This is a genomic window from Pedobacter aquae, from assembly GCF_008195825.1.
GTDB lineage: Bacteria > Bacteroidota > Bacteroidia > Sphingobacteriales > Sphingobacteriaceae > Pseudopedobacter > Pseudopedobacter aquae.
In genome coordinates, this window is record NZ_CP043329.1 from 617951 (window position 1) to 641557 (window position 23607).

20 protein-coding genes are annotated in these 23607 nt (G+C 36.2%); 5 read left to right on the top strand and 15 right to left on the bottom strand.

Features of this window, described 5'->3' with window-relative positions; genetic code table 11:
* Nucleotides 1-95: 95 nt before the first annotated feature.
* The 9 genes from FYC62_RS02820 to FYC62_RS02860 form a co-directional block, all read right to left on the bottom strand.
* Nucleotides 96-548, bottom strand: a complete 453-nt coding sequence (locus FYC62_RS02820; protein WP_149073835.1) for a hypothetical protein — start codon at nucleotides 546-548, stop codon at nucleotides 96-98.
* A 164-nt stretch (nucleotides 549-712) separates the two neighbouring features.
* Complete coding sequence (locus FYC62_RS02825; protein ID WP_149073836.1) at nucleotides 713-1228, bottom strand: Spy/CpxP family protein refolding chaperone; 516 nt, start codon at nucleotides 1226-1228, stop codon at nucleotides 713-715.
* Nucleotides 1221-1526: a hypothetical protein gene (locus FYC62_RS02830; RefSeq protein ID WP_149073837.1), complete on the bottom strand. Its 306-nt coding sequence runs from the start codon at nucleotides 1524-1526 to the stop codon at nucleotides 1221-1223. The genes FYC62_RS02825 and FYC62_RS02830 overlap by 8 nt, the downstream gene beginning before the upstream one ends.
* Before the next feature lie 5 nt (nucleotides 1527-1531).
* Nucleotides 1532-2110: an RNA polymerase sigma factor gene (locus tag FYC62_RS02835; RefSeq protein ID WP_149073838.1), complete on the bottom strand. Its 579-nt coding sequence runs from the start codon at nucleotides 2108-2110 to the stop codon at nucleotides 1532-1534.
* Between the two features lie 46 nt (nucleotides 2111-2156).
* On the bottom strand, nucleotides 2157-2816 hold the full coding sequence (locus tag FYC62_RS02840; protein WP_149073839.1) for an SCO family protein: 660 nt from the start codon (nucleotides 2814-2816) through the stop codon (nucleotides 2157-2159).
* Complete coding sequence (locus FYC62_RS02845; protein ID WP_168199361.1) at nucleotides 2794-3306, bottom strand: toxin-antitoxin system YwqK family antitoxin; 513 nt, start codon at nucleotides 3304-3306, stop codon at nucleotides 2794-2796. Before FYC62_RS02845 ends, FYC62_RS02840 begins: the two co-directional genes overlap by 23 nt.
* A gap of 22 nt (nucleotides 3307-3328) precedes the next feature.
* The gene (locus tag FYC62_RS02850) at nucleotides 3329-4084 is read right to left on the bottom strand and encodes a YHYH protein (RefSeq protein ID WP_149073841.1); all 756 of its coding nucleotides are present in this window, start codon (nucleotides 4082-4084) and stop codon (nucleotides 3329-3331) included.
* Nucleotides 4085-4178: 94 nt separating this feature from the next.
* Nucleotides 4179-5720 carry a GH3 family domain-containing protein gene (locus FYC62_RS02855; protein ID WP_149073842.1) on the bottom strand — a complete coding sequence of 514 codons (1542 nt, stop codon included), beginning with the start codon at nucleotides 5718-5720 and terminating at the stop codon, nucleotides 4179-4181.
* 50 nt (nucleotides 5721-5770) lie between these two features.
* On the bottom strand, nucleotides 5771-6664 hold the full coding sequence (locus FYC62_RS02860) for a YihY/virulence factor BrkB family protein (protein ID WP_039451860.1): 894 nt from the start codon (nucleotides 6662-6664) through the stop codon (nucleotides 5771-5773).
* Between the two features lie 132 nt (nucleotides 6665-6796).
* Here FYC62_RS02860 and proB point away from each other — a divergent pair, with 132 nt between their 5' ends.
* The 4 genes from proB to FYC62_RS02880 all read left to right on the top strand — a co-directional run bounded on the left by proB (nucleotide 6797) and on the right by FYC62_RS02880 (nucleotide 11131).
* Nucleotides 6797-7831, top strand: coding sequence for a glutamate 5-kinase (gene proB, locus FYC62_RS02865; RefSeq protein WP_039451788.1), 1035 nt, complete (start codon nucleotides 6797-6799; stop codon nucleotides 7829-7831).
* Between the two features lie 12 nt (nucleotides 7832-7843).
* Nucleotides 7844-9091, top strand: a complete 1248-nt coding sequence (locus FYC62_RS02870) for a glutamate-5-semialdehyde dehydrogenase (protein WP_149073843.1) — start codon at nucleotides 7844-7846, stop codon at nucleotides 9089-9091.
* A gap of 179 nt (nucleotides 9092-9270) precedes the next feature.
* Nucleotides 9271-10116 (top strand): hypothetical protein, encoded by an 846-nt coding sequence (locus tag FYC62_RS02875; RefSeq protein ID WP_149073844.1) that lies wholly within the window; start codon nucleotides 9271-9273, stop codon nucleotides 10114-10116.
* Nucleotides 10097-11131: a glycoside hydrolase family 113 gene (locus tag FYC62_RS02880; RefSeq protein ID WP_149073845.1), complete on the top strand. Its 1035-nt coding sequence runs from the start codon at nucleotides 10097-10099 to the stop codon at nucleotides 11129-11131. Before FYC62_RS02875 ends, FYC62_RS02880 begins: the two co-directional genes overlap by 20 nt.
* Nucleotides 11132-11190: 59 nt before the next feature.
* On the opposite strand, the gene cfa is transcribed toward FYC62_RS02880, so the two are convergent.
* Complete coding sequence (cfa, locus tag FYC62_RS02885; RefSeq protein WP_149073846.1) at nucleotides 11191-12306, bottom strand: cyclopropane fatty acyl phospholipid synthase; 1116 nt, start codon at nucleotides 12304-12306, stop codon at nucleotides 11191-11193.
* 645 nt (nucleotides 12307-12951) lie between these two features.
* On the bottom strand, nucleotides 12952-13941 hold the full coding sequence (gene mgrA / locus FYC62_RS02890; RefSeq protein ID WP_149073847.1) for an L-glyceraldehyde 3-phosphate reductase: 990 nt from the start codon (nucleotides 13939-13941) through the stop codon (nucleotides 12952-12954).
* A gap of 155 nt (nucleotides 13942-14096) precedes the next feature.
* Here mgrA and trxB point away from each other — a divergent pair, with 155 nt between their 5' ends.
* Nucleotides 14097-15047 (top strand): thioredoxin-disulfide reductase, encoded by a 951-nt coding sequence (gene trxB, locus FYC62_RS02895; protein ID WP_039451775.1) that lies wholly within the window; start codon nucleotides 14097-14099, stop codon nucleotides 15045-15047.
* Nucleotides 15048-15141: 94 nt separating this feature from the next.
* Here trxB and FYC62_RS02900 read toward each other — a convergent pair whose 3' ends face one another.
* The 4 genes from FYC62_RS02900 to FYC62_RS02915 form a co-directional block, all read right to left on the bottom strand.
* Nucleotides 15142-15750 carry an FMN-binding negative transcriptional regulator gene (locus FYC62_RS02900; protein ID WP_149073848.1) on the bottom strand — a complete coding sequence of 203 codons (609 nt, stop codon included), beginning with the start codon at nucleotides 15748-15750 and terminating at the stop codon, nucleotides 15142-15144.
* A gap of 27 nt (nucleotides 15751-15777) precedes the next feature.
* A complete protein-coding gene (locus tag FYC62_RS02905) occupies nucleotides 15778-17616 on the bottom strand; it encodes a UbiD family decarboxylase (RefSeq protein ID WP_149073849.1) in 1839 nt (612 codons plus the stop codon).
* Between the two features lie 391 nt (nucleotides 17617-18007).
* Entirely contained in the window at nucleotides 18008-20434 is a 2427-nt protein-coding gene (locus FYC62_RS02910; protein ID WP_149073850.1) for a TonB-dependent receptor, read from the bottom strand.
* Nucleotides 20435-20680: 246 nt separating this feature from the next.
* Entirely contained in the window at nucleotides 20681-23497 is a 2817-nt protein-coding gene (locus tag FYC62_RS02915) for an alpha/beta hydrolase family protein (RefSeq protein ID WP_149073851.1), read from the bottom strand.
* Between the last annotated feature and the right edge of the window lie 110 nt (nucleotides 23498-23607).

A 23607-nucleotide genomic window follows, 5' to 3' on the forward strand; every position in this document is an offset into this window, starting at 1 on the left:
AACCTGTGCTGTACAGGCTGTAAATCGCAAAAGCCGGACCAAAGTCCGGCTTTTTGCTTCATATAAGTGTGTTAATTGTTAAAAATAGGTAGCTTTTATTGTACCACTTTACCGTCTGCACCAATTCTAATTGCTCTCACTTCTTCACCTTTTTTTACCTCTATCTGGTAATATTCTTTATCTTCTGATTTCACTAAAGTTGCAGAACTAGGAACCCACTCTTTAAAAATATCTGCTTTTAAAGTAGTTTTTACTGCCTCAGGAAGGTCTTCCATATTTACCGGATTAGACTGCTCTGTAGCTGGTGTTTGTTGGGTAGGTGTTTGTTTTGTGGTGTCTTGTGCAACTTCTGCATTACCTGTTAATGATTCTTGTGGGGCAGGTGTTGTTTTCTTAGTAGTGTCTTGTTTGGTAGTATCCTGCTTGGTGGTATCTTGTTTGGTAGTGTCTTGTGCAAATACTACTTTTTCAAAAGATAATGATTTTGCTTCTGCGGATGCTAATCCTGCGAATGCTGCTACTGCTGCGGTTAAAATGAACTTTCTCATAACTTATATATTTAATTTTTAATGTTTAACGATACTATCCTAGGTTTGATAATAGTGCCAAACAAAAATTATTTATATAAGTTATTGGTAGTTAGTATTTTAGTTTTTTTATGAGGATGATTTGCTGTAGAGAAACTCCACACTTTGTTACTTTAAACAGCGACTTATTGCGGTGGATGAGGTGGATGATGGGGTGGAGGTGGCCCTTGATGAGGGCGACCTTCTGGCTTATTACCCATTAAATGTTGTAAAATACCATCTATCATCTTGTCGAATTTTTGCTGCTGCTGAGGCTTGCATAACCTTCTTACTTTGCTAAAATGTTCAAAAGTGGCTTCTTCAAATATTTTTTGGTTCCTAGCTATTTTATCAATCAGGATTTTACTTTCTTCTTGATTTACTACACTGTCTTTCAAAAGAGAAAAAAGCTGTTGCCGCATCAAACGATTTTCCATTTTCAAAGCCTTATTCATCTTCATATGCGTTTCCTTTAATTCAAAAAAAGCTTTCTCCTGTACGGCGTCAAATTTAAGCTCTTGCACTATGCGGTCATTACTTTCAGTTGCTCTAGTATTTTTACGAGGATGAGATTGCTCTAGTAAATACCAAAGCACAAAGCAGTTCATCAATAACAAAAATATGAAGCCTATTTTAAAGAAATTATCCTTACTTCTATTCATAATTTTCAGATTTTTCAAGCATGGTTTGCCCTATTTCATAATCATTAACAATAGTTTGGTAGGCGTTCTTTTCTTCTTGCTTTTGCTTATAAATTTTTATCACACCCATATTTAAAGCAAGAAATATGAGTATACAAGAAGCCAAAGCATATTTCCATACCAAAGATGGGGTAGGCTTCTGCTCCTCAAATGAATAATTAGCCAAGCGATACTGTAAAGCTAAAGGTGCATCTTGCTTTTCGGTAGTATCTAAAGCTTTCAAAATATCATTTACCTGTTCTGTTTCTGTTTTTTTCATGTTATTTATGAGAGGGTATCTTTTATGTGTTGCATCAATAACTGTTTTAATTGCTGTTTTGCCCTTACCATAATGGATTCTACAGCCGAAACCGATTTGTCTAAAATTTCAGCAATTTCTTGCTGGCTCAATCCTTCCAATTTATGAAGTACAATTACCGTTCTATAGTGCTCTGGTAATGCCATTAAAGCCTTATTTAAATATTGATGATGTTCTTTTCTTTCTAGTTTTATTCCCGGATGTTCAAAATCACTATACTTATTAATTTCTGTTTGATAGTTTGTATCAAAAATACTGATGATAAAAGCCATCCTTTTTTTTCTTTTTCTCCTTCTAAGTTCCTCCAAACATGTATTAACAGTTATTCGGTATATCCAAGTGGCAAGCTTGGCAGCACCTTTAAATTGATGAATGGTATGGTAAACCTCAATAAATACTTCCTGTGTTAGATCCTGTGCATCGTTACCATCTTGTAAAAAACCTAAAGCCGTGTTATACACTTTATGCTGATAGTTTTTTACTAAGGTTTGGTAAGCTTGCCTTTCGCCGTTTTTTAATTGAAGTATAAGTTGCGCTTCGGTCAATTTAAATGGTCCTTAAATGGGCTTCAAAATGCATAAATTTATTTAATCATTCTTCTCCTTTTTTAAGGGTCTTTATATCTTTTATTAATTGCGTAATTTCTAATGGAAGCGTACCATTATATATTCCTCTAATCCTTTGTGATGCATCTACCAAAACAAAATGTTCGGTATGTAAAAAGTCCGAGCTGTCTTTAGTAAAACCTAAATCTTCTTCTGCGAAATAAGCTTTCCTTGCTAAATCATAAATCTCAGCTTTATCACCTGTTAGTAAATGCCAATTTTTACTCGTGATGTTATTTTGGGCTGCATATCTTTTTAATCTCGGAACGCTGTCTATCCAAGGGGTAACGCTATAAGAAAGTATAGCAAAATGTTCATCAGCTTTAAAAGCCTCGTACACTTTGTACATGTTTTTAGTCATCACCGGGCAAATACTACCGCAGCTTGTAAAAATAAAATTGGCTACATGTATCTTCCCTTTAATATTCTCTTCTGTTACTATTTGACGATGTTGGTTGGTAAAACTAAATGCCCCAATTTGATGCGTAATTTTATGCTCAACCTCATCCGGATTTTGTATAAAATGCGGTGTAAAATCTGGCGTATTATAATAGGGGAGCTGTTGCTGGCTTTGTTGCTGGCAAGCGATTATCCCTAAGAAGCTTATCGCAACTATAAAAATTCTAAAAAATACTATCCTTAACATTTACACAATTTTTAGTTCCTAATAAGCCAAATCTTCTTCCGTTGATAATTTGATAATTAGCCTTTATTTTTCCGTTATCGTACCACAGTTGTTGTAAACCTTCTTCGTAGCCTGCTTTATAATTCATAATTCTGATGAGTCTGCCTTCAGGGTTCCACTCTCTTGATTCCCCTTCATACTCATCATTTTCGAATCTATAAATAGCTTTTTCAGTGCCGTTTTCCCACCATAAATGATACTCTCCGATTTTTTTACCAGCTGCAAAAACTCTGCTTTCTTTTAAATTTCCACTCTCGTAAAATTGTTTCCAAACGCCATCTTCTTTGCCATTAACAAAGCTTCTGATACTGGCTGTATCTTTACTTTCGGGATAAAAACCTATTACCACACCGCTAAAAATACTATCATTTAACATAGTGATGCCACCTTTGGTAAAAAGATTGATATCATCTTCATGATAAATTTTTAGCTGAGGGTTTTTACAAGCCATCAGCCAAAGAAAGCATAAAAAACTACTGCGTAACAGTGCCTGCCGTACCATAATAGCCACTTCCGTTGATGTAAGGATCTGTACTGGTGATATGATAATGGTAAATTCCGTTTGGATAATCGGCAGTTGCATGCGTATGTCCGTGGAATTCATCTAAATCTGCATTAACAACCGTTCTGTTATTCTCTAATGGTCCATACACCGGGAAACCATCTAAAAGAAAGCCTAATAGCGTATTTTTGCCTTTTGCATTAGTTAAATAAGTAGGTTCTACATGGTAATGATAAGCGCCCTGCTGTTGCGGATGCCCGGCATATTGATCAAAACTATTAATCTCGCCAGTTAAAGGCTGATTATTTGGCCCGGCGTATTGATTATAAATAGGTACTCCGTTTAAAGACACCCCAATGGCACCTAATGCCGTAGCCCGGTGTGTGGTAGCTACCTGTGGGTTTAAAGGGATTTTAAAAGTATAATTGAATGAAGCAATCTTGTTTGGATTCTTATTAAAAGCAGCGTTTGTACCATTGTAAGCTTCGTATTTACTGCTCCAAGTTGTGTTTTGGTAGTAAGGGCTGTTGTGGTCTGGCAAGCCATTCACTTTTATCACTACAAAGTTGCCTTCCATATAAATGTCTTGTGCACCATAAATTTTCTTATAAACATCTGGCAAAGTGGTGGTATTGGTGGTTGGCGTAGCCTCTTCGCTGCTGGTCGAGCTTTTTTTACATGCTAATGAAAGAATGATAAAGCAGGAAAATAATAGTTTGGTCTTCATATCTTTTTCGTTTTGATATGATTTAGATGCCATCTCTATAAAAATCCTGCGCTATTTTTTGTGTTTATTTTTATGATGTTGATTATCAATTATTTTAATTTGGGTTTAGCTGCTTTTGTTCTAAAGATGAAAAGTAATTTTCTAAATCCAGAAGCTCATTTTCTTTCATTACCCGAGGTATTTTTACCTGTCCGCCCATTTTCTTGGTTTCATCGCTCCATAAATAAAAATAGTCTACAGGTACTATGCGGACCTCAATCGCTTTAAGCGCTTTAGAGCGAGCCACCGTATAGTTTTTATTTAAGTTTTGTAAGCTTTTATCTAAAAAGGCAGCTATAGCTTTTTCATTATCATCTTTATGGCATCCTAAAATCCATTGATGAATAAAAGCATCATCTTTTTGTACGGCGCCAACAACAAACTCTTTAATTTCTAAATCAAACTCTTGCTCAACCGCGGCAATGGCTTTATTCATCTGGTGGACAGATAATTGCGAACCTACCACATTTAAAAAATGCTTGGTTCTACCTGTAATTTTTATTTCGGCTTTTTCTTTGTCTGTAATCATCACCGTATCGCCAATCATATAACGCCAAGCGCCTGAAACTGTAGAAATCAGCAAAACATATTCTTTATTTTCTTCTGCATGTTCTAAGGTGTAAACAGGTGCATCTTGTTTTACAGCACCATTTTCATCTAAATATTGTTCTTCAAAAGGTACAAATTCAAAGAAAATACCATTGTTGCAAGTTAAAGCCATTGCTGTGGTATCAGGTCTTTTTTGCATCGCAATAAAACCTTCAGACGCTAAATAGGTATCGATATAAATTAAAGGATGGGCCAATAATTTCTCCAGACTATTTCTATAAGGCTCAAAAGCAACGCCACCAGTAGTGTAAACCATTAAATTAGGCCAAATTTGGTGGATGTTTTGAAGCTGATGTTTTTCTATAATGGCTTTTAGCATCAGTTCTATCCAAGCAGGAATACCTGATAGACTGCCGATATCCCAGTTTGGGGCTTCCTCTGCAATTTTTTCTATTCGTAAATCCCAATCTTCTATACTGGCAATTTCTTGTCCGGGTTTATAATAGCCTTTAAACCATACAGGAAGATTGGCTGCGCTAATACCACTAATTTCGCCCATTAAAAATTCGCCTTGTTTAATTAGTTGTGTGCAGCTTCCCAGCATCAAGATTTGTTTTTCAAAAAATGAGGCAGGTAAATCAAAATTTCTCAAACTTAAAACTTGTTGTATGCCTGCTTTTCTAATGGCTTCTAATAAATCATCCGTTACCGGGATTTGCTTGCTATGACTGGTAGTGCCGCTACTTAAAGCAAAATATTGCTGTGTACCCGGCCAAGTAATATTTTGATGGCCTTTAGCTAAATAATGCCACCAATCGGTATGTATTTTATCATAATCATGAATGGGTACTTGCGCCTGATAAGCTTGTTCTATAGTATCAGCATTTAAAATATCCTCAAAATGATAATGCTTACCAAATGCCGTATGTTTGGCTTGTTCTAGTAGTTTTTTTAAAACTTCTTTTTGTGCCTTTGCAGGATGTTCATCGGTACTTACCCATCCCGAAAGGGATATAGCTTTCTTTATTAATTCGCCTATAACCGTCATAGTAGATGTAGATGTTTAGACCTAGAAATACAATTTTAATACCGTTGTTTTTACGGTGCAAGGCCTTTAATTTCTTCTAGTCTAAATTTATAAGCCATACGGGTGGTTTTGATGGGAAGTTTGAGTTCTTCGCTCATGGTTTGTATAAAGCAAGCGCCATAATAAAAAATAAAAGAGGAGTAAAAAATGTACAGCATAACTAACAAAATAGCGCCAGAAGTGCCATAGATTTCATTAATGTTAGAGTTAATAAGGGCTGTTTTCAAGATGATTTTCCCTACCGTGAATAAGATAGCTGTAAAAGTACTGCCCAAAAAACTGATACGCCAATACGGTCTGCCATCAGCAATAAACCTAAAAGCAATGCTAAACCAAGTGGTGGCTACGGTTAAAAAAATCAACTCGTTAAGAAAATTTCCTAAAATGGGTAGGTAGCCAAATTCTTTTTCCAGATAAATTCTTATCCCTTCCAACAGAAATACGATAAATAATAAAAAGCCACCTAAGCTGATTATCCCCAAAGATTTTGCCCTTTGTCTGATATGAAATTTAAAACCGGGATGTTCTTTCACCCTGATGCTCCATAATTGGTTAATGGTGTTTCTGATGATGACAAATAGCGTAGTAGATACAAACAGCAAAAAAATAAACCCCAAAACGGTGATGTACCAAGTTTCACTCATGGCATAAATATTTCTTAGAATGCTCCTTATTTCGTCTGCGCTAACTGTCCCCAAGTTTTCAGAGAGTTTTTCTAGGATATTTTGTCCAAATTCTCTTCGGTTAAAAAACATTCCAAACAATTGTAAAAGCACAATAATAATGGCAGGGAGGGCAAATGTTGCAAAAAAAGCTGTGGAGGCGGCTAAGCGCAAAGGGTCGTTTTTCTTAAAATTCTCAAAAGCAAGCTTGGCAAATAAAGTGAAATGTTTCAAATGCCTCATAAATCTCTTTCTTTTAGATTCCATACGGCTAGTTAAACAAAAATAGAACCACTAAAAAAGCAGCTTTAATTCTAGCTATTTAACCTAATTCAATTCAAATTTTTATAGTTTTACGCTTCAAATAAAAATAGATTGAAGAAGCCCATAATCGTTATCAAATTTGGTTCGGCATCCATTACCACTAGTAAAGGAGAGCTTGATGAACTGGTAGTGAGTGAAATAGCTCGTCAGGTTGCGCTATTGCATCAAAATTATAATATTGTTTTAGTTTCTTCTGGTGCTGTGGCAGCAGGTAAAAAGCATTTACAACAATATGGGGGTACTTTAATAGAGCGTAAAGCGGCAGCAGCAATCGGCAACCCTTTACTGTTGCAAACCTATTCTAAATACTTTGCACCTTTTCAATTAGCTATCGCACAAAGCTTGTGCGAGCGTCATCATTTTTCTAACAGAGATCAGTTTTTACAACTTAAAAAAACGTATGAAGAGCTCTGGAAAAACGGCATCATACCTGTTGCTAATGAAAATGATGTGGTAAGTAACCTCGAACTTAAATTTTCTGATAATGATGAATTGGCAACCTTAATAGCCGTTGGTTTTGGTGCCGAGCAGATTTTATACAGCACCTCTGTACCAGGCGTTTTAGATGCTGATGGACAAGTTATCCCAGAAATTAAAGTGATAGATAAAGAAGCTTTATCGTTAGCGAAAAAAGAGAAATCTGCCGTGGGTTTAGGTGGGATGACATCTAAATTGAACTTTGCCCGTTTAGCCACACAAATGGGTATAAAAGCCGTAATTTTTGGTGTACGCACACAAGATGGCATTTTAAAAGCCGTTAAAGGAGAAACAGGTACGGTTTGTTTGGCGCAACCTTGTAACATTCCGTCTAGAAATAAATGGTTGGCCAGCGGTAGTTTGGTTACCGGAAAAATTCAGGTTGATGATGGCGCACAAAAAGCCTTAAAAGCAAGACATAGTCTGCTTGCTGTAGGTGTTAAAAAAATATTAAGAGATTTTGAGGCTGGCGAGGTTTTCGAGATTTTAGACGAGAAAGGCATCGCATTCGCGGTAGCAAAATCTAAATTAGATTCAAAAATTTTAAGTTCAGATACCAAAAAGCAAAACTTGGAAATTGCACATGCAGACGACATCGTTTTACTTTAATTTTTAGAAGCAATGGAAAATATTCAGGACATATTAAAAGCAGCATCCAAAGCAACAACAGTCATCAGAAACCTTTCTGCCGATAAAAAGCAGGCTGTTTTGCATGATTTAGCTAAAGATTTAATCAAACATAGTGATTTAATTATTGCCGAAAACCAGAAGGATTTAGTTAAAATGGATGATACCGACCCTAAAAAGGATAGGTTGCTACTTTCTGCCGATAGAATTATTGGTTTGGCTAAAAGTGTAAATGAAGTAGCTGTTTTGGAAGATCCAACTGGGCAGCTTTTATCAGAAAAAACATTGCCTAACGGACTTAAAGTGCAAAAGAAAACGGTTGCCTTGGGTGTTGTGGGGGTAATCTATGAATCAAGACCGAATGTAACCATAGATGTAGCCGCTTTATGTATACGCTCTGGTAATGTTTGTTTGCTAAGAGGTGGTACCGATGCTTATTTTACCAATATCTGTTTGGTAGATATTATCCGTAATGTTTTAAAGGCACATCAGTTAAACCCTGATATTGTACAGCTGATGCCAGTAGACCGTAAATATGTGCAAGAATTGCTTACAGCAACTAAATACGTAGATATTATTATCCCTAGAGGCTCGCAACAACTCATAGATTTTGTAAGACAAAACGCTAAAGTTCCTGTGATAGAAACTGGTGCTGGTGTTTGCCATACATACGTAGAAAGTACCGCTAATTTAGCTAAGGCATCAAAAATCATCACCAACGCTAAAGTGAGCAGGCCATCTGTTTGTAACTCTTTAGACACAGTGGTGGTTGATAGAAGCGTTGCCGCAGATTTATTAAAATTGGTTGCCGATGATATGCTGCCTTATGCAGTAGAAATTTTTGCTGATGATTATGCTCATCAAATCTTGGATGATTTAAAATATCCTTTCTTACAAAGAGCAGAGGCTGAAGATTTCGGTCGCGAGTTTTTATCCCTAAAATGTTCTGTTAAAGTTGTGGATGGGATAGAGGAAGCTTTAGCACACATCAGCGAATTTTCTTCTAAACATTCTGAGGCCATTATCTCAGAAGACCAAGCATTGATAGAAATATTTATGAATGATGTTGATGCAGCGGCAGTTTATGCCAACGCCTCAACCCGCTTTACCGATGGTGGCGAGTTTGGTTTAGGTGCAGAAATAGGTATCTCTACCCAAAAATTACATGCTCGTGGTCCTTTTGCATTAGAAAAACTCGTGACAGAAAAATGGTATGTAACGGGTAATGGGCAGGTGAGGTAGGTTTTATAGTCGGAAGTCCGTAGTCCGCGGTCCGAAGTCTGGGTGCTGAGTTAGAAAGTTGAGGGGGTGATAGCTGTCCGTGGTCCGCAGTTTTAAGTCTGGGTGGTTAAAGCTGGCGGTTTTTGAAAGAAGAACATTCAGAGGAATAGTTTGTTCATCGAGTATTAATATTAAAAGAGATGAAACATATACTTATCATATTGGCATTATTTTGTTTTTCTTGTAAGGAGAAAGCGCAAACGCAAGATAAAAAAAGAGATCAGTTTGCAACCATCAGTTCTTATTTTTATCAGGATTGGGCCAACCAAAAACATTGGGATGATGGCTTAGCAGAAGTAGCTGTTTATGAAGCAAAACGCAGCATTTATGGTAAAGTAAGAGATTTTGATTATACCTACATTACCGTATCAGAAGATTTTAATAAAGCTTTTAGGGTTAAAACCGATGATTACCAGCGTAAAGATCTTTACAAAGTGTTAAAAGTGAATGCTTTTGCTCGTATCCCTACGGATAATTATCCTTATCATTTCTTAACTTCTATGTTTTTCCTCAGAGAAAACGCTTTGGTATTGGATAAAATGACTACCAGCTCGCAAGAGTGGTGTGGCAATACTTTTAAAGAGTATCTTCAAGACAGTAAAGGCATCAACTTAAATTATCACTCTTATTGGGATAACGAAGGCGATGGAAAAACCCAAATAGCAGCAGGCGTTTTACTAGAAGACCAATTAAATTATGCTTTAAGAGCCTTGAAATTTCAAGAAGGTTTAACCTTCTCCGCTCCGATTTTAGAAAGTCAGATAAGCAGTAAAGTAGGTAAGCTAAAAGTTTACAACGCCAATTTTAAAATTAGCGATGATAAAGCTTCTAACACTTGGAAGGTTGAGCTTACTTTAGAAAGTGGCAAAGTTAATAGCTATTATTTTGCTAAAGCTTATCCTAATGTTCTCATGAAACAAACTACTTGGGACGGTAGAAATCTCATTTTAAAAGACCTTTCTAGATATGCGTATTGGCAGCAATAAAATACTACTCGTTTTTGCTTTGCTGTTATTCTCTTGCTCACAGGCCGAGTCTCAGAAGAAAGATGCCGTTTGGGTAAAAGATAAAATCAACGGGATAAGTTTTGTTGCGCCCCCACGTGTGGTTGACGATGCTTGGTCTAAAGAAATTAAAAATATTCATGCTGGTTGGGTAGCCATAATTCCTTATGCTTTTTCAAATGTAAACGAGCCTGCCGTTATTTACCATCCCGAAAGGCAGTACTGGGGCGAGTCTTTAGAAGGTGTAAAAGCCACCATTAAACAAGCCCATGCCAATGGATTAAAAGTAATGGTAAAACCACAAGTTTGGCTACAAAGAGGCACATGGATAGGTAGTTTTGATTTAGCTACCGAAGCCCAATGGCAGCAATGGGAGCAAGATTATGAAAAGTATATCTTAACTTTTGCACAACTAGCCATGCAAGAGCAAGCCGATATGATTTGTATTGGTACCGAGTATAGAAATGCAGCCATTAAACGCCCAAAATTTTGGTTAAGGCTTATCGCCGATATTAGAAAAGTATATTCAGGAAAATTAACCTATTGCGCCAATTGGGACGATTACCAGCAAATTACCTTTTGGCAAGATTTAGATTATGTAGGCATCAGCGGTTATTTCCCAATCTCAGAAGCGCAAGAACCTAGCGTAAAAGAGCTGGTGAAAGCCTGGAAACCCTACCAGCAACAGCTGGCAAAATTCAGTAAAGAAGTAGCCAAACCCATCTTGTTTACAGAATATGGTTACCGCAGTATGGAGCAACCCGCATGGAAATCTTGGGAGGCAGAACATCAAAAAAGAAATATCAACCAACAGGCGCAAGCTAATGCTTACCAAGCACTTTTCTTGAGTTTATGGAAAGAACCTTGGTTTGCAGGAGGCTTCGCATGGAAATGGTATTCCTCTTTCCGAAGAATGGACCCCATCCAAAACGACGACTGGACTCCACAAAACAAAAAAGCGCAAGCCGTTATAAAAGCTTATTATGAGAAGTATTGATTGAAGGTATAATAAGACTATATGATCTTCAACTTCCGGAAAAGGGATACTTCTACCGTTTATCTTACAGAATCATAGATCCCTAAACGAGCAGGTTTTGTTAAAACGATATGCCAAAGGTGATTTTTTCTAGACCTGAAAGATGCAGCGCTAGCACACAGGAAATAGCGCCACATGCGATAGAAGCGTTCATCGTAACTATCTTTTAAGCTATCCCAGCTTTCCTCAAACTTCTTAAGCCATTGCATCAAAGTTGGGTCGTAGTATGTGCCGAAGTTATGCCAGTCTTCTAATACAAAAAGACCTTGCCATGCTTTTGATAATTGACTTGCAGATGGTAACATTCCATTTGGGAATATATATTTATCAATCCATGGGTCGGTAGTTTTAGCATCATAATTACCCCCAATTGTATGTATTAAAAATATACCATCATCTTCAAGATTCTTAGCAGCAACTTCCATATAGGTTCTAAAGTTTCGGTAGCCAACTGCTTCAAGCATAGCAATAGAAACAACCCTATCAAACTTTTCATTTACTTCTCTATAATCTTGTATTCTAATTTCAACAGGCAAATCTTTATTAATTTCTCTTGCTAAAATTGCCTGTTGTTCTGATATGGTAATACCAACAACTGAAACCTCATATTTTTCAGCTACGTATTTTGCAAAACCTCCCCAGCCACAGCCAATCTCTAAAATTCGCATTCCTTTTTCTAATTTTAACTTACGGCAAATCAAATCCAGTTTTGCTTCCTGGGCTTCCTCAAGGTTATTTGCATTTTCCCAATAAGCACAAGAATACATCATTCTAGAATCGAGCATTTTCTCAAAAAGATTATTACCTATATCATAATGTTTATAAGCAACCTCTTTTGCTCTAGTTTTATCCTGCATATTTTTAAACTTTGCGTTTAAATAATAAAACAGGGTATTTAAATCTCTAGGTAGTTTTTTATCCAAACGATGGTATAAAACACGGTGCAAAAATTCATCAACAGCTTCACAGTCCCACCAGCCATCCATATATGCCTCACCAAAGGCTATAGAGCCACCAGATATAATTCTATTGTATAGATTAGGATTATGAACTTGTATATCCCAAGGCTGTTTTCCATTAACTGTAATACCAACTGATGCAAAAGCTTCTATGAAAATCTGACTTAGCGAGATCATGAGAGATGATTTATGTTTTTTGGTCAAATATATATTTTTTTATTCTTAGGGCTTATTTAATTCTAAATTAATGTAAAATATTTAAGTACCTGTCTAGTGCAAGTTTTTAGAGAGAGGACTATAGAGAGGGACGATTTATGCTTTTGGGTAATAGATTTTTGAGGGCAAGCTCATTCAAAAGTAATATGATATATTTTTTGTGAATTATTCGAGTATAAAAGACGGGTTTGTGTTTTTATATAAATGATTCTGATATGGAAGATTATTTTAATAGATTAGAGCGCTATAAATTTAGGAAGTAAATGTTCTGCAAATTTGCGTCTATCGTGATTTATATTTAGTAAAATATGCTTTTCAGGATATTAGCTCACAAATTTTGAAATCATAATAAACAGGTTTATTCTAGTACTGTAAAATATAACACTACAGCTAACCACCTAACCAACTAACAACCTAACCAACTAACCATCTAACCAACTAACAACCCAACCAACTAACCACCTAACAAACTAAAAACCTAACCACCCAACAAACTAACCAACTAACCACCTAACCACCCAACCAACTAACCACCTAACAAACTAACCACCTAACAAACTAACCACCTAACAAACTAATCATCTAACAAACTAACCAACTAACCAACTACAACAAAATCCGCTCTATCCTCGTTAGTTCATCATCACTAAAACTAATATTATCCAAAGCTTTAAGAGAATCTTCTAGCTGCTCGGGTTTACTAGCACCTACCAAAACAGAAGTAACACGATGGTCTTTTAGCAACCAAGCAATAGCCATTTGTGCTAAGCTTTGGTTTCTGCTAATAGCAATGTCATTTAAGACTTTAATTTGGTTCAATCTTTCTTCTGTAATATGTTCTGCTTTTAAGAAACCATGAGATTTTGCAGCCCTAGAATCTTGAGGGATGCCTTTTAAATATTTATTAGTTAATAAACCTTGTGCTAGGGGCGAGAAAGGAATACAACCCACACCTTCTTTGCCTAATAAATCTAATAAACCACCCTCAACCCAGCGTTCAAACATCGAGTATTTAGGCTGGTGGATGATACATGGAGTGCCTAAATCTTTTAAAATTTGTATGGCTTTGGCACATTCTTCTGGTTTATAATTAGAAAGGCCAACGTATAAAGCTTTTCCTTGGCGCACTATTAAATCTAAAGCACTCATGGTTTCTTCTAGTGGCGTTTCTGGGTCTGGGCGGTGATGATAAAAAATATCCACATAGTCTAATTGCATACGCTTTAAACTTTGGTCTAAACTAGCAACCAGATATTTTTTAGAACCCCAATCGCCATAAGGGCCATCCCACATGGTATAACCAGCTTTAGAAGAAATAATCAATTCATCGCGGTAGCTGCTAAAATCCTTTTTAAATATATAGCCAAAATTTTCTTCTGTAGAGCCCGGAGGCGGACCGTAGTTATTAGCTAAATCAAAATGAGTAATGCCGTTATCAAAAGCAGTTTTAATGATATTTCTACCATTTTCAAAAGTATCTACACCACCGAAATTATGCCACAAGCCTAATGATAATGCTGAAAGTTTAATGCCACTTTTGCCACATCTGCGGTAAAGCATCTTGTCATATCTGCTTTTTTGAGGAATATAATGCATATTTTAGATTTTAGAAAGCCAAAATAGTAAATTAATAACATCTTAAAGGCTCAAAAAATAAATAACTGGCAGCATCATAATTAAATCATAATTTTATACAGATTTGTGTTTTTAGCTGCTAACATTAACTTTGCATCTCAATCACAAATAAAACAATGACAGAAGAATTAGAACACGTACAGTGCTTAATTATAGGATCTGGTCCTGCAGGCTATACTGCTGCTATTTATGCTGCTAGGGCTGATTTAAAACCGGTAATGATTACGGGTATGCAAATGGGCGGACAGCTTACGCAAACCACTGATGTTGAGAATTTTCCAGGTTACCCTGGAGGTGTGATGGGCCCAGAAATGATGGAAGATTTTAGAAAACAGGCAGAGCGTTTTGGTACAGATATCCGTTTTGGTTACGTATCATCAGTAGATTTTACAGGTCCTCTTCATAAAGTTGTGGTAGATGATACTAAAACGATTTTAGCTGAAACAGTAATTGTTTCTACAGGCGCATCGGCAAAATGGTTAGGTTTAGAATCTGAGCAAAAATATAATGGTTTTGGTGTTTCTGCTTGTGCTGTTTGCGATGGATTTTTCTTCAAAAACCAAGATGTAGCTATTGTTGGGGCAGGAGATACGGCAGCAGAAGAAGCTACTTATCTGGCTAAATTATGTAATAAAGTTTACATGATTGTTCGTCGTGATGAGTTTAGAGCATCAAAAGCGATGGAAAAACGCGTGTTAAATACCGCAAACATCGAGATTTTATACAACTCAGAAACCCAAGAGATATTAGGCGATGGCAAAAATGTTACGGGCGTTAGGGTTATCAATAACAAAACACAAGAAACTAAAGATTTAAATGTTACGGGTTTCTTCGTAGCTATCGGGCATAAGCCAAATACTGATATTTTTAAAGGCTGGATAGATATGGATGAAACAGGTTATATCATCACGAAGCCAGACAGTACAGCTACTAATATCCCTGGAGTTTTTGTTTCTGGCGATGCACAAGATAAAATTTACCGTCAGGCAGTAACCGCAGCAGGTTCTGGCTGTATGGCAGCTTTAGAGGCAGAACGTTATTTAGCTGCTTTAGAAGACGCAGAGTAATCGTTTTTAAATAACAATAATATAAAAAAGCTCAACTATCATTTAGATGGTTGAGCTTTTTTGTTGGTAGAAGTAGCTATAAAATAAAATTTAGCTAGGGTTGATTATTCATGTATTCTGCTATTAATTTTTCATGAGTTTGATGGCTATCAGAAAGCGTATTTATAATATTTTGTTTTTCAATATCGCTTCTATTTTGGCTTAATTTCTTTTTTCCTTGTAAGTCTAAAACCTCTATTTCGAATGCTACAATACCATTTATAAGTTTGTTTTTATATTCTTTAGGTAGATTATCCCACTGTTTCTTATAATCAGCCTCATAAAAATTTATAGTTTTTTCAAGAACCTGATAGGCTAAAGATTCATCAGTTAAGATTTTACCAAAACCATAGGCATGAACTGAGATATAATTCCATGTAGGAACATTTAGTTCTTTTTCATAATTTTTGGGTGATATGTAGGCATGTGGTTCAGAAAATATGATTAAGTTTTTGTTATTTTCTATGCTCTGCCACTGCTGGTTAACTTTAGCAAAATGAGATGTTATCATGATTTTGCCATTTCTTAGCTCTGTAATAAAAGGTAAATGTGTGGCAACTGGTTCGTTGTTAATAGTTGTAATGATAGAACCAAAGCTGAATTTTTGCATAAACTGTATGCTTTCAGCTTGATCATCCATTAAATTAATTTTTGATACATACATGAGGGTAGATTCATTTTAAATACTAAATTAACTTATTCCATACAAACTACCACCTTTATCCCATAACCTATCAATTTTCTTTTCAACTTCTGGGTTTTGAATTAGTGGGGGAGCGTGATGAGGTTTTATTCTGGCATCAATCACAATTGGGCCTTTACAAGCCCAATGTTTATGTTCTATATAGCTATTGATACCGTAAATATCATGCGAAGGATTACTTCTGGTAAAACTCACCCAAACAAAATTATTAGGAGTTTTAGCCGTAAACTCAGCATCATCACATAAAATAATAAGACCTAAACCTCCTAAATCCTGTGTTTTTAAATAATCGTTTAGGATTTGAGTTTCTTCCTCGGCTTTCTTATAATCTGTAAAAGCAGGTGCTTGTATGGCTATTATACCCGGCATCACCATTTTAAATGCTGAATATAGATTTGGGACACTAAAACTTGCAGGAACTTCATTCCATAAAGTACGTTTTACCTCTCCGGCAATGGCAATGGCAACTTTAGAGCCTGCGTTAATATCGGTTCCGCTGTAATCTAAAGTATCAATAGTGGTTTTGGTGTAGAAATGTAAATCGCGGGTAAAATCTATTCTTTCCAAAACATGCTGCATAAAGGCAGGAATATCATGGATATCCAGCTCAGGATTATCTTCCTTAGCACAAATAAATAAGTATTTAGCTAAGCTGAGTTGATTTTTACCTAAAACATGGTTAGCAATGGTTAATATTTCCTGGGGTTTACGCTCTTTTAAATACGGAGTGTAGCGTTCGCTTCCTAAGGCAAAAAGTAAAGGGTGAACGCCTGCTGCATCTACAGCATTTACAGCATGTAAGCCCGGCACTTCCTGCGGTATGGCAGCTCCAGTAATTTCATGAATAAGCGCACCAAAGCTGGTATCTTCTTGTGGCGGTCTGCCTACAACAGTAAAACTCCAAATAGCATCTTTTTTATGGTAAACCTGATGCACTTTCATTAAAGGGAAAGGATGTGTTAAACTGTAATAGCCTAAATGGTCGCCAAAAGGTCCTTCAGGTTTGTTTTCTTGCGGATAAACAGTCCCAGTAATCACAAAATCAGCATCGGCAGAAATACAAAAACCTTCTTCATCATAAAAATATCTAAACCTACGATTGCCCAAAGCACCAGCAAAAGTCATTTCAGATAAGCCTTCTGGTAAAGGCATAACTGCAGCTAAAGGATGCGATGGTGGGCCGCCAACAAAAATGCTTACTTTTAAAGGTTTTCCTAAAGCATTTGCCTTGGTTTGGTGTACACCGATACCTCGGTGTAATTGGTAATGTAAGCCAATTTCCTTATCGGTGATGTATTCGTTTCCACTGAGTTGTATACGATACATCCCCAAGTTAGCATTCATGATACCTGGTTTTGCAATGTCTTCGGTATAAACCTGAGGCATAGTCACAAAAGGGCCGCCATCCATTGGCCAATTTACAATAGGTGGGATATCAGAAATTTTTGCTCTACCATAATTTATAGGACTATTTCTGCTGGTTTTCATAGGTAAGGCAGAAAGCGCTGTTAAAGAAACATCCAAATATTTAAAAGGCGCTTTTAAAGCTCTCATGGGGTCTCCTTTTAAATCTACCAACACTTTAAGTTTCTCTAAGGTATCTCTAAACATAAACTTGCTACGCTCTAGCGTACCAAAAAGATTAGATACGGCAGGAAACTTACTACCTTTAATATTTTCGAAATACAATGCTGGTCCCTGCTGTTCGTAAACACGATGATGAATAGCCGCAGCTTCTAAATAAGGGTCTACTTCCTCCTTAATCCTAACCAAATGTCCGTTACGTTCTAAATCGTTAACGCAGTCTCTTAAACTATGATATCCCATGATAGACAAATATCATGATAATGAATTTTGTTTTCAGGAAAAGATTAAATTTTTGGAAATAAGTAGAAAGACCTTGTAATGCGGATATCTAGGAGCTACCTTTAATATTAAAACCAAATCTTGACGGAGAAAGAAGCCGCTATCTGGCTAGAGTATCTCTACTTAAAAGAAGAAAGGCAAATCCTTGAAAAAGGAAATTCTTTGCTTTAGCATATACTTTCTATAGATAAAAGTGCTTAAAACAGCGATATTATACAAGGCAAATATAGAGAGTAGGATAAGGGTAGCTGTATCTTTCATACCTTAAATATAGTTTAATCTGTTAGTGAAAACAAAAAAAGCCTCAGGAAATTTCCCGAGGCCTCAAACTATAATTTAAAAAGGGTATTGATTAAAATTTCACACCTAAAGAAAGGTAAGCAATACGACCATCAGCAGGCATTAGACCCGGACCTGGATAACCTCCAGCTCTACGGGTAAAATAACGCTCATCTGTTAAGTTATTAACACCCGCTTTAATATTGTAGTGTTTTAAGAATTTATAACTTGCTGATAAATCTTGTACGCTGTAAGCCGGAATTAAACCTGTTGTAGCAGCAGCATTTGGTGTTTCTGTATTAGAAGCATCGGCGTAAGCCTTACCAATTTGACTTAACTGCCATGTCATAGAGAAACCTTTTAAGCTGTAAGTAGCACCAAAACGATTGATGCTTCTTGGCGCATTTTCCACTCTTTTTCCTGCTAAGTTACTTTCAACAATTTGTCCGTTGCTTACAGATGTAGTTTTGAAATCTTGGTAAGTAGCATCAATATGAGCTAATGAAGCAAATAAGCTTACGTAACCTACTTTAGAGCGTTTGAAAATTGCTGTAACTGGGTCTACTTCTACATAGGCTTCAAAACCTTTACTTACTGATCTACCTAAATTTGTGCGGAATTGGAAGGTTTGTGAAGTAGGATCATTAGGGTTGATTCTTTGTGCGATAGTTCCAATACGGTCATCATAACTTAAATGGAAATAGTCAATATCAAAATTTAAGAAATTACTTACCTGACCACGGTATCCAAAATCAAAATTATAACCTCTTGAGTCTTGTAAATTAGGGTCAATAACATCCGTAGTAGCTGGCGGAGTTAAATCAGAAATTAATACCGGACGATAAGCTTGTGAGATGTTTGAATAGAATTTAGTTGTTGGTGTAATTTTATACTCAGCACCTGCGCCAAAAAGTAAGAAGTTACGTTTACGGGTAATAGGAGCTAAGTTAGATGTTGCATTAAACTTTCCTTCCATAGTTGAACTGATGTTTTCTAAACGTACACCACCTGTTACTAGAAATTTATCAGTAATATGGAAAATATTTTCTACAAAGGCTGCTGAGTTTACGTTGGCAAAATCAAGATCACGTGGGTAAACGCCACTAGATAAGTTAAAATCCATCTCGGTACCGTTGGTTCCAACACCTTGTTGCTTACGGTCTATATGGCCATTAAAATATCTTACACCTGCCGCTAAAGTATTGTTTAAGCCTAAAGCGCTATATTCTGTTAATAAACGTAACTCAGAACCGTAAGTAGTATAATAATCGCGGTCTACTTGTCTGTTACCTAAATTATCAGGCGTTGTAATAGCATTGACAAAACCAACACTATTTCTTTCAGCAATGGTACCAAAAGCTTTCCAGCTAAGTTTAGTTTTTTCGTTAAAGATGTATTCGGCATTAAGCGTTGGTATTAACCAAGGAGTACTAAACCAGTTTCTACTTCTACTACTTTGGCGAGCATCTTGACTAAACTGTACATCAGTTAAACCACCAGGTTGCTGGCTCTCAGTAGTCATATAAGTAACCTCTGTTCCTATTTTAAACTTTTTAGAAACCGCATAGCTTAATTCAAAATGCGCATGGTCTGTATCAAAATATCCATTATCTCTCCATCCATCGCCTCTACGTTTTTGATAATAAGCTGTGTAACTTAAACGTCCCACAGTACCACCTATATAATTAAAAGTACTTAATAAGCCATTACTACCAACGGTGTTTTGAGATTCAAACGTTAAGCGGGTAGAGATATCCGGCTTACGCACCACGAAATTCATTAAACCACCAAACTGAGGACCATACTGTAATGATGAAGCACCACGAATAATCTCGATACGGTCTACAACTTCCATTGGTGGCGTGTAGTAAGCTTCAGGATAACCCATTGGATCTGGAGTAACATCGTAGCCATCCATTCTGACGTTAAATTCCCAAGAACGGTTAGGATTTAAACCACGTGAAGCAACTCCTAATTGTATACCAGAGCCATCATTTTCCCAAATTGAAATACCAGGTGTACGACCAAAAATTTGGCGACTGTTGTTCATAGCCAAGTTAGCATTGATATTATCTAACTTGATTAATTCGTTTTTCTTAGCCGCATTGATTCTGAAGTCAGTAACATCAGGAAGAGTTTCATTACCTTTTATACCTCTTCTTGTAGATACTGCAACTTCGTTTAAAGAGATGCCATCATCTTCAAGTTTAAAATCAACAGAAACACTTTGATTGTCTGATAAACTAACCTGAGAAGTTTTGCTTTTTAGGCCAACAAAACTTACTACGATAGTGTAATCGCCTTTTTCAAGGCCTTTGATAACATACTCACCTTTATTATTGGTTTGTGCAGCTCTTACCGTTCCTTTAAGAGTTATGGTAGCTCCAACTACTGCTTGCTCATTACGGTCTGTAACTTTACCGCTTAAAGAAGCTTTTTGTGCAAATACTATACTTGATAAGGAAACCAAGGCTAGTAATAAAGTAATACGCAATTTCATATACGCTTTATTAAATTAGTAAATTAGATTAATTATAAATAACGAGGCAAACGTATAGATTATTTAGATTAAATCCAAATAAAAAAGATTAGAAATTAATTTTTTTTGGAGGATTAATTTCTAAGCTTAAAACATCTTTATAGCACTTTAAATGATGTTTAAGATGAGTTTTATCATAAAAAAAAGCAGAGTACCAGACTATCGGGAGATAGTAACACAGTCTCTGCTTTTTTAAAATTGTTTCAGTTATTTAACCAGTTCTAAGCCAAAATTTCTGCCTTTTTGTACGGCAGGTACACCTTTTACCATCCAAACTGGGGCTGGGGCGTCTTTTAAATAATGATCAAAAAATTGTAATTCTCTTATGGAGATGTCTTTACGATTTTCTCTTTTAATAAGATTATGTGCTTCGCCATTGTATTGTAGCATCCACACTGGTTTGCCCAATCTTCTTAAGGCAGTAAACATTTCAATACCTTGATACCAAGGCACTGCACCATCAGCATCATTAGCCATAATAACTACCGGAGTTTCTACTTTTGGTAATTGAAACAGTGGTGAGTTTTTGATGTATAATTCTGGCTTCTCCCATAAAGTACTACCAATCCTGCTTTGGGTATGCTCATACTGAAATTGTCTGCTCATACCAGATTCCCAACGTATGCCTCCATAAGCCGATGTCATATTTACAACAGGTGCACCAGACCAAGCCGCAGCATACATATTGTTATGTGTGATAAGGTAAGCTACTTGATAACCTCCCCAACTTTGCCCTTGTATACCTATTTTAGAGCCATTTACCCAACTGTTCTTTTTTAAATGTTCTACCCCAGAGTTGATAAATTCCACAGCAGATGGGCCTGGTTCACCAATGGTATAACTGATGTCTGGTGCGAAAACCAAATAACCATTACTGGCAAACATGGCAATATCTAAACGAGATGGAGTAGGTGCCGGGGCTTGGTAACGGTATAAGCCATCAGACAATTTTTCATAAAAATAAACCACCATTGGATATTTTTTTGTTGGATCAAAGTTTTCTGGTTTGTATAAAATACCTGTTGAGGTATAGCCTTTTGGTGTTTTCCAACTCACCAATTCAGAGCTAAACCAATTATATTCTTTTTGTTGAGGATTGATATTACTCAGTTGCACTTCTTTTCTAAAATCGGTGCTGCTATATAAATCTGCTGGTTTAGCAACGTTAGATTTGGTATAGATATAAACCTCAGCATCTTTAGCTTTGATAGCTTCAGAATATCCCATAGGTACGAATGGCAACTGAGTAGGATTTTTTAAACTAGCAATGTTCTTTTTATAGTATGCCCATTGTTTGCTGATGGTATTTTGGGCCATTAACCATAAATCTTCTTTAGCACCAATAAAGTATTGTTTATCAACTGGGATGTTGTATCTGATAGTTGTTTTGTTTAAGCGACCTATATTGGTGAAATTTTGGCTTTCTGCAGTTATAGGATTGATTTTCCAAATATCATAACGGTCGTAAATTAAAACAGCTTCATCATTTTCTGTCCAAGCGGCTATACCATATGGTTGCGGGTCATCTGGCGAATCATTTTCTTCATCACTAAATGAAACTGCTATTCTACCAGTGAGATTTACCGTTTTGCGGGTAGCTGTAGCAAATGAGAACCAATTTTTTCGCTCATAATCATACCATATAACGTATTTGCCTGCTGGCGATAGTTGAAACCTTCCTTTAGCTGCCTTAGAATTAATAGGAATGCGCTCTTCGGTTATGGTAGATATTAAATAAGCGTGTTTTAACGTATTACCTTTCCACTGCATAGATACTCTTTTACCTGTATCTGTTACAGCTAATATATATGCTGCATGGTTAAGCTGCGCTACATAAGAATCAGAAAGGTATTCATCTTCTAGCTGAATAAATTTTTTATCTTTTTGCTGAGGATAAATAACCGCTAAAAAATTTTGTTGTAAATCTCTTCGCAGATTTTTAAGCTGCATAGGCTGCAAATAATCATCTTGGTAATGCCATATGTCTAATTTAGCCGTTTCAAAATCAACCTGTGTGGTATCTTGTGGGATAGGATTTGGTGCAGTACCAAAATAAAGTTTAGCTCCATTTTTATCAAAACGTAATCTAGAAAAGCCACTTGGCGACCAGTTTTCTTTCAATTGCTTATCATTATTAGCGATAAGAACCTGTGCCGTATCATTTACAAAATCATAATAGTACAAACTAAAAGGTTTTGATAAAGCTTTTTCAGGGTATTTTTCTGCAACAAAAGCAAATTGTTTAGCTTGCTCATCAAAAACTAGACTTTTATAAGTTCCTTTTCCAGAGCTAATCAATTTTGATGTTCCAGCCAAAACATCATACATATACAATCCGGATTTTACTTGTTTATTGTTCTTAGGAGCAGCTATTACATAAGCTATTTGTGTACCTTCTTTACTTATCTCATAATCCGTAACATGTTCAATTTCTTTGATACTACCATTTTTGAATTGAACAATTTTAAGAACAGCACCTGCTTTTTTACTTTCTAAAAGTTGGTCGCTTATTTTCTTAACTGTATCTGCAGCTGGTTTTTTTAAGGTGTCTTTTAGGGGAGTTTTAGTTGCTAAAAATGCTAAGAAAGCACCTTTTTCTGCCAGTTTAAATGATTTCGCATCCGGATATTTTTGAAGTTTACCTGTTTCTAAAGCAAGAATACCAATAGAATCTTTTGGCATTTCTTCTGGTTTTTTCTTCTTGATTTTTGCCTCTCTGGTATCTTTATACCAAGGTTTTATAGTGAAAATGGCGTATTTAGAATCAGAAGTGAATAAGGCAGAGTCACCACGACTTACACTTTGCAATAGCTTATTATTTACCGTTTTGATGTATAATTTAGCATCTCCCTGTTGCGGTTTTACTTGGTAAAGCACATACTTTCCATTATTACTTATTTTTGGGCTTGCTACACTTTGCCATTCGTCATAGACAGTATGGTCTAGCGGTTTTTTTGAACTTTGCTGTGCAAAGCCAATTTGATAAAGCAATAAGCTGAAGATTAGGAGTATAAATTTCTGCATGATACATTCGTTTTAACCAAATGTAACGAATAAGGTAGGTGGACATCTCTAAGAAACAGAAAAATTACTTAAGCTGAGGGAGGAGCTTTAGAAGACATAAAAAAAGCCAT

What these genes read in the sequence shown, in the direction of transcription:
- FYC62_RS02820 (WP_149073835.1), bottom strand. Translation starts at nt 548, where the DNA reads ATGAGAAAGTTCATTTTAACCGCAGCAGTAGCAGCATTCGCAGGATTA.
- FYC62_RS02825 (WP_149073836.1), bottom strand. Translation starts at nt 1,228, where the DNA reads ATGAATAGAAGTAAGGATAATTTCTTTAAAATAGGCTTCATATTTTTG.
- FYC62_RS02830 (WP_149073837.1), bottom strand. Translation starts at nt 1,526, where the DNA reads ATGAAAAAAACAGAAACAGAACAGGTAAATGATATTTTGAAAGCTTTA.
- FYC62_RS02840 (WP_149073839.1), bottom strand. Translation starts at nt 2,816, where the DNA reads ATGTTAAGGATAGTATTTTTTAGAATTTTTATAGTTGCGATAAGCTTC.
- FYC62_RS02845 (WP_168199361.1), bottom strand. Translation starts at nt 3,306, where the DNA reads ATGGCTTGTAAAAACCCTCAGCTAAAAATTTATCATGAAGATGATATC.
- FYC62_RS02850 (WP_149073841.1), bottom strand. Translation starts at nt 4,084, where the DNA reads ATGAAGACCAAACTATTATTTTCCTGCTTTATCATTCTTTCATTAGCA.
- FYC62_RS02855 (WP_149073842.1), bottom strand. Translation starts at nt 5,720, where the DNA reads ATGACGGTTATAGGCGAATTAATAAAGAAAGCTATATCCCTTTCGGGA.
- FYC62_RS02860 (WP_039451860.1), bottom strand. Translation starts at nt 6,664, where the DNA reads ATGAGGCATTTGAAACATTTCACTTTATTTGCCAAGCTTGCTTTTGAG.
- FYC62_RS02870 (WP_149073843.1), top strand. Translation starts at nt 7,844, where the DNA reads ATGGAAAATATTCAGGACATATTAAAAGCAGCATCCAAAGCAACAACA.
- FYC62_RS02875 (WP_149073844.1), top strand. Translation starts at nt 9,271, where the DNA reads ATGAAACATATACTTATCATATTGGCATTATTTTGTTTTTCTTGTAAG.
- FYC62_RS02880 (WP_149073845.1), top strand. Translation starts at nt 10,097, where the DNA reads ATGCGTATTGGCAGCAATAAAATACTACTCGTTTTTGCTTTGCTGTTA.
- cfa (WP_149073846.1), bottom strand. Translation starts at nt 12,306, where the DNA reads ATGATCTCGCTAAGTCAGATTTTCATAGAAGCTTTTGCATCAGTTGGT.
- mgrA (WP_149073847.1), bottom strand. Translation starts at nt 13,941, where the DNA reads ATGCATTATATTCCTCAAAAAAGCAGATATGACAAGATGCTTTACCGC.
- trxB (WP_039451775.1), top strand. Translation starts at nt 14,097, where the DNA reads ATGACAGAAGAATTAGAACACGTACAGTGCTTAATTATAGGATCTGGT.
- FYC62_RS02900 (WP_149073848.1), bottom strand. Translation starts at nt 15,750, where the DNA reads ATGTATGTATCAAAAATTAATTTAATGGATGATCAAGCTGAAAGCATA.
- FYC62_RS02905 (WP_149073849.1), bottom strand. Translation starts at nt 17,616, where the DNA reads ATGGGATATCATAGTTTAAGAGACTGCGTTAACGATTTAGAACGTAAC.
- FYC62_RS02910 (WP_149073850.1), bottom strand. Translation starts at nt 20,434, where the DNA reads ATGAAATTGCGTATTACTTTATTACTAGCCTTGGTTTCCTTATCAAGT.
- FYC62_RS02915 (WP_149073851.1), bottom strand. Translation starts at nt 23,497, where the DNA reads ATGCAGAAATTTATACTCCTAATCTTCAGCTTATTGCTTTATCAAATT.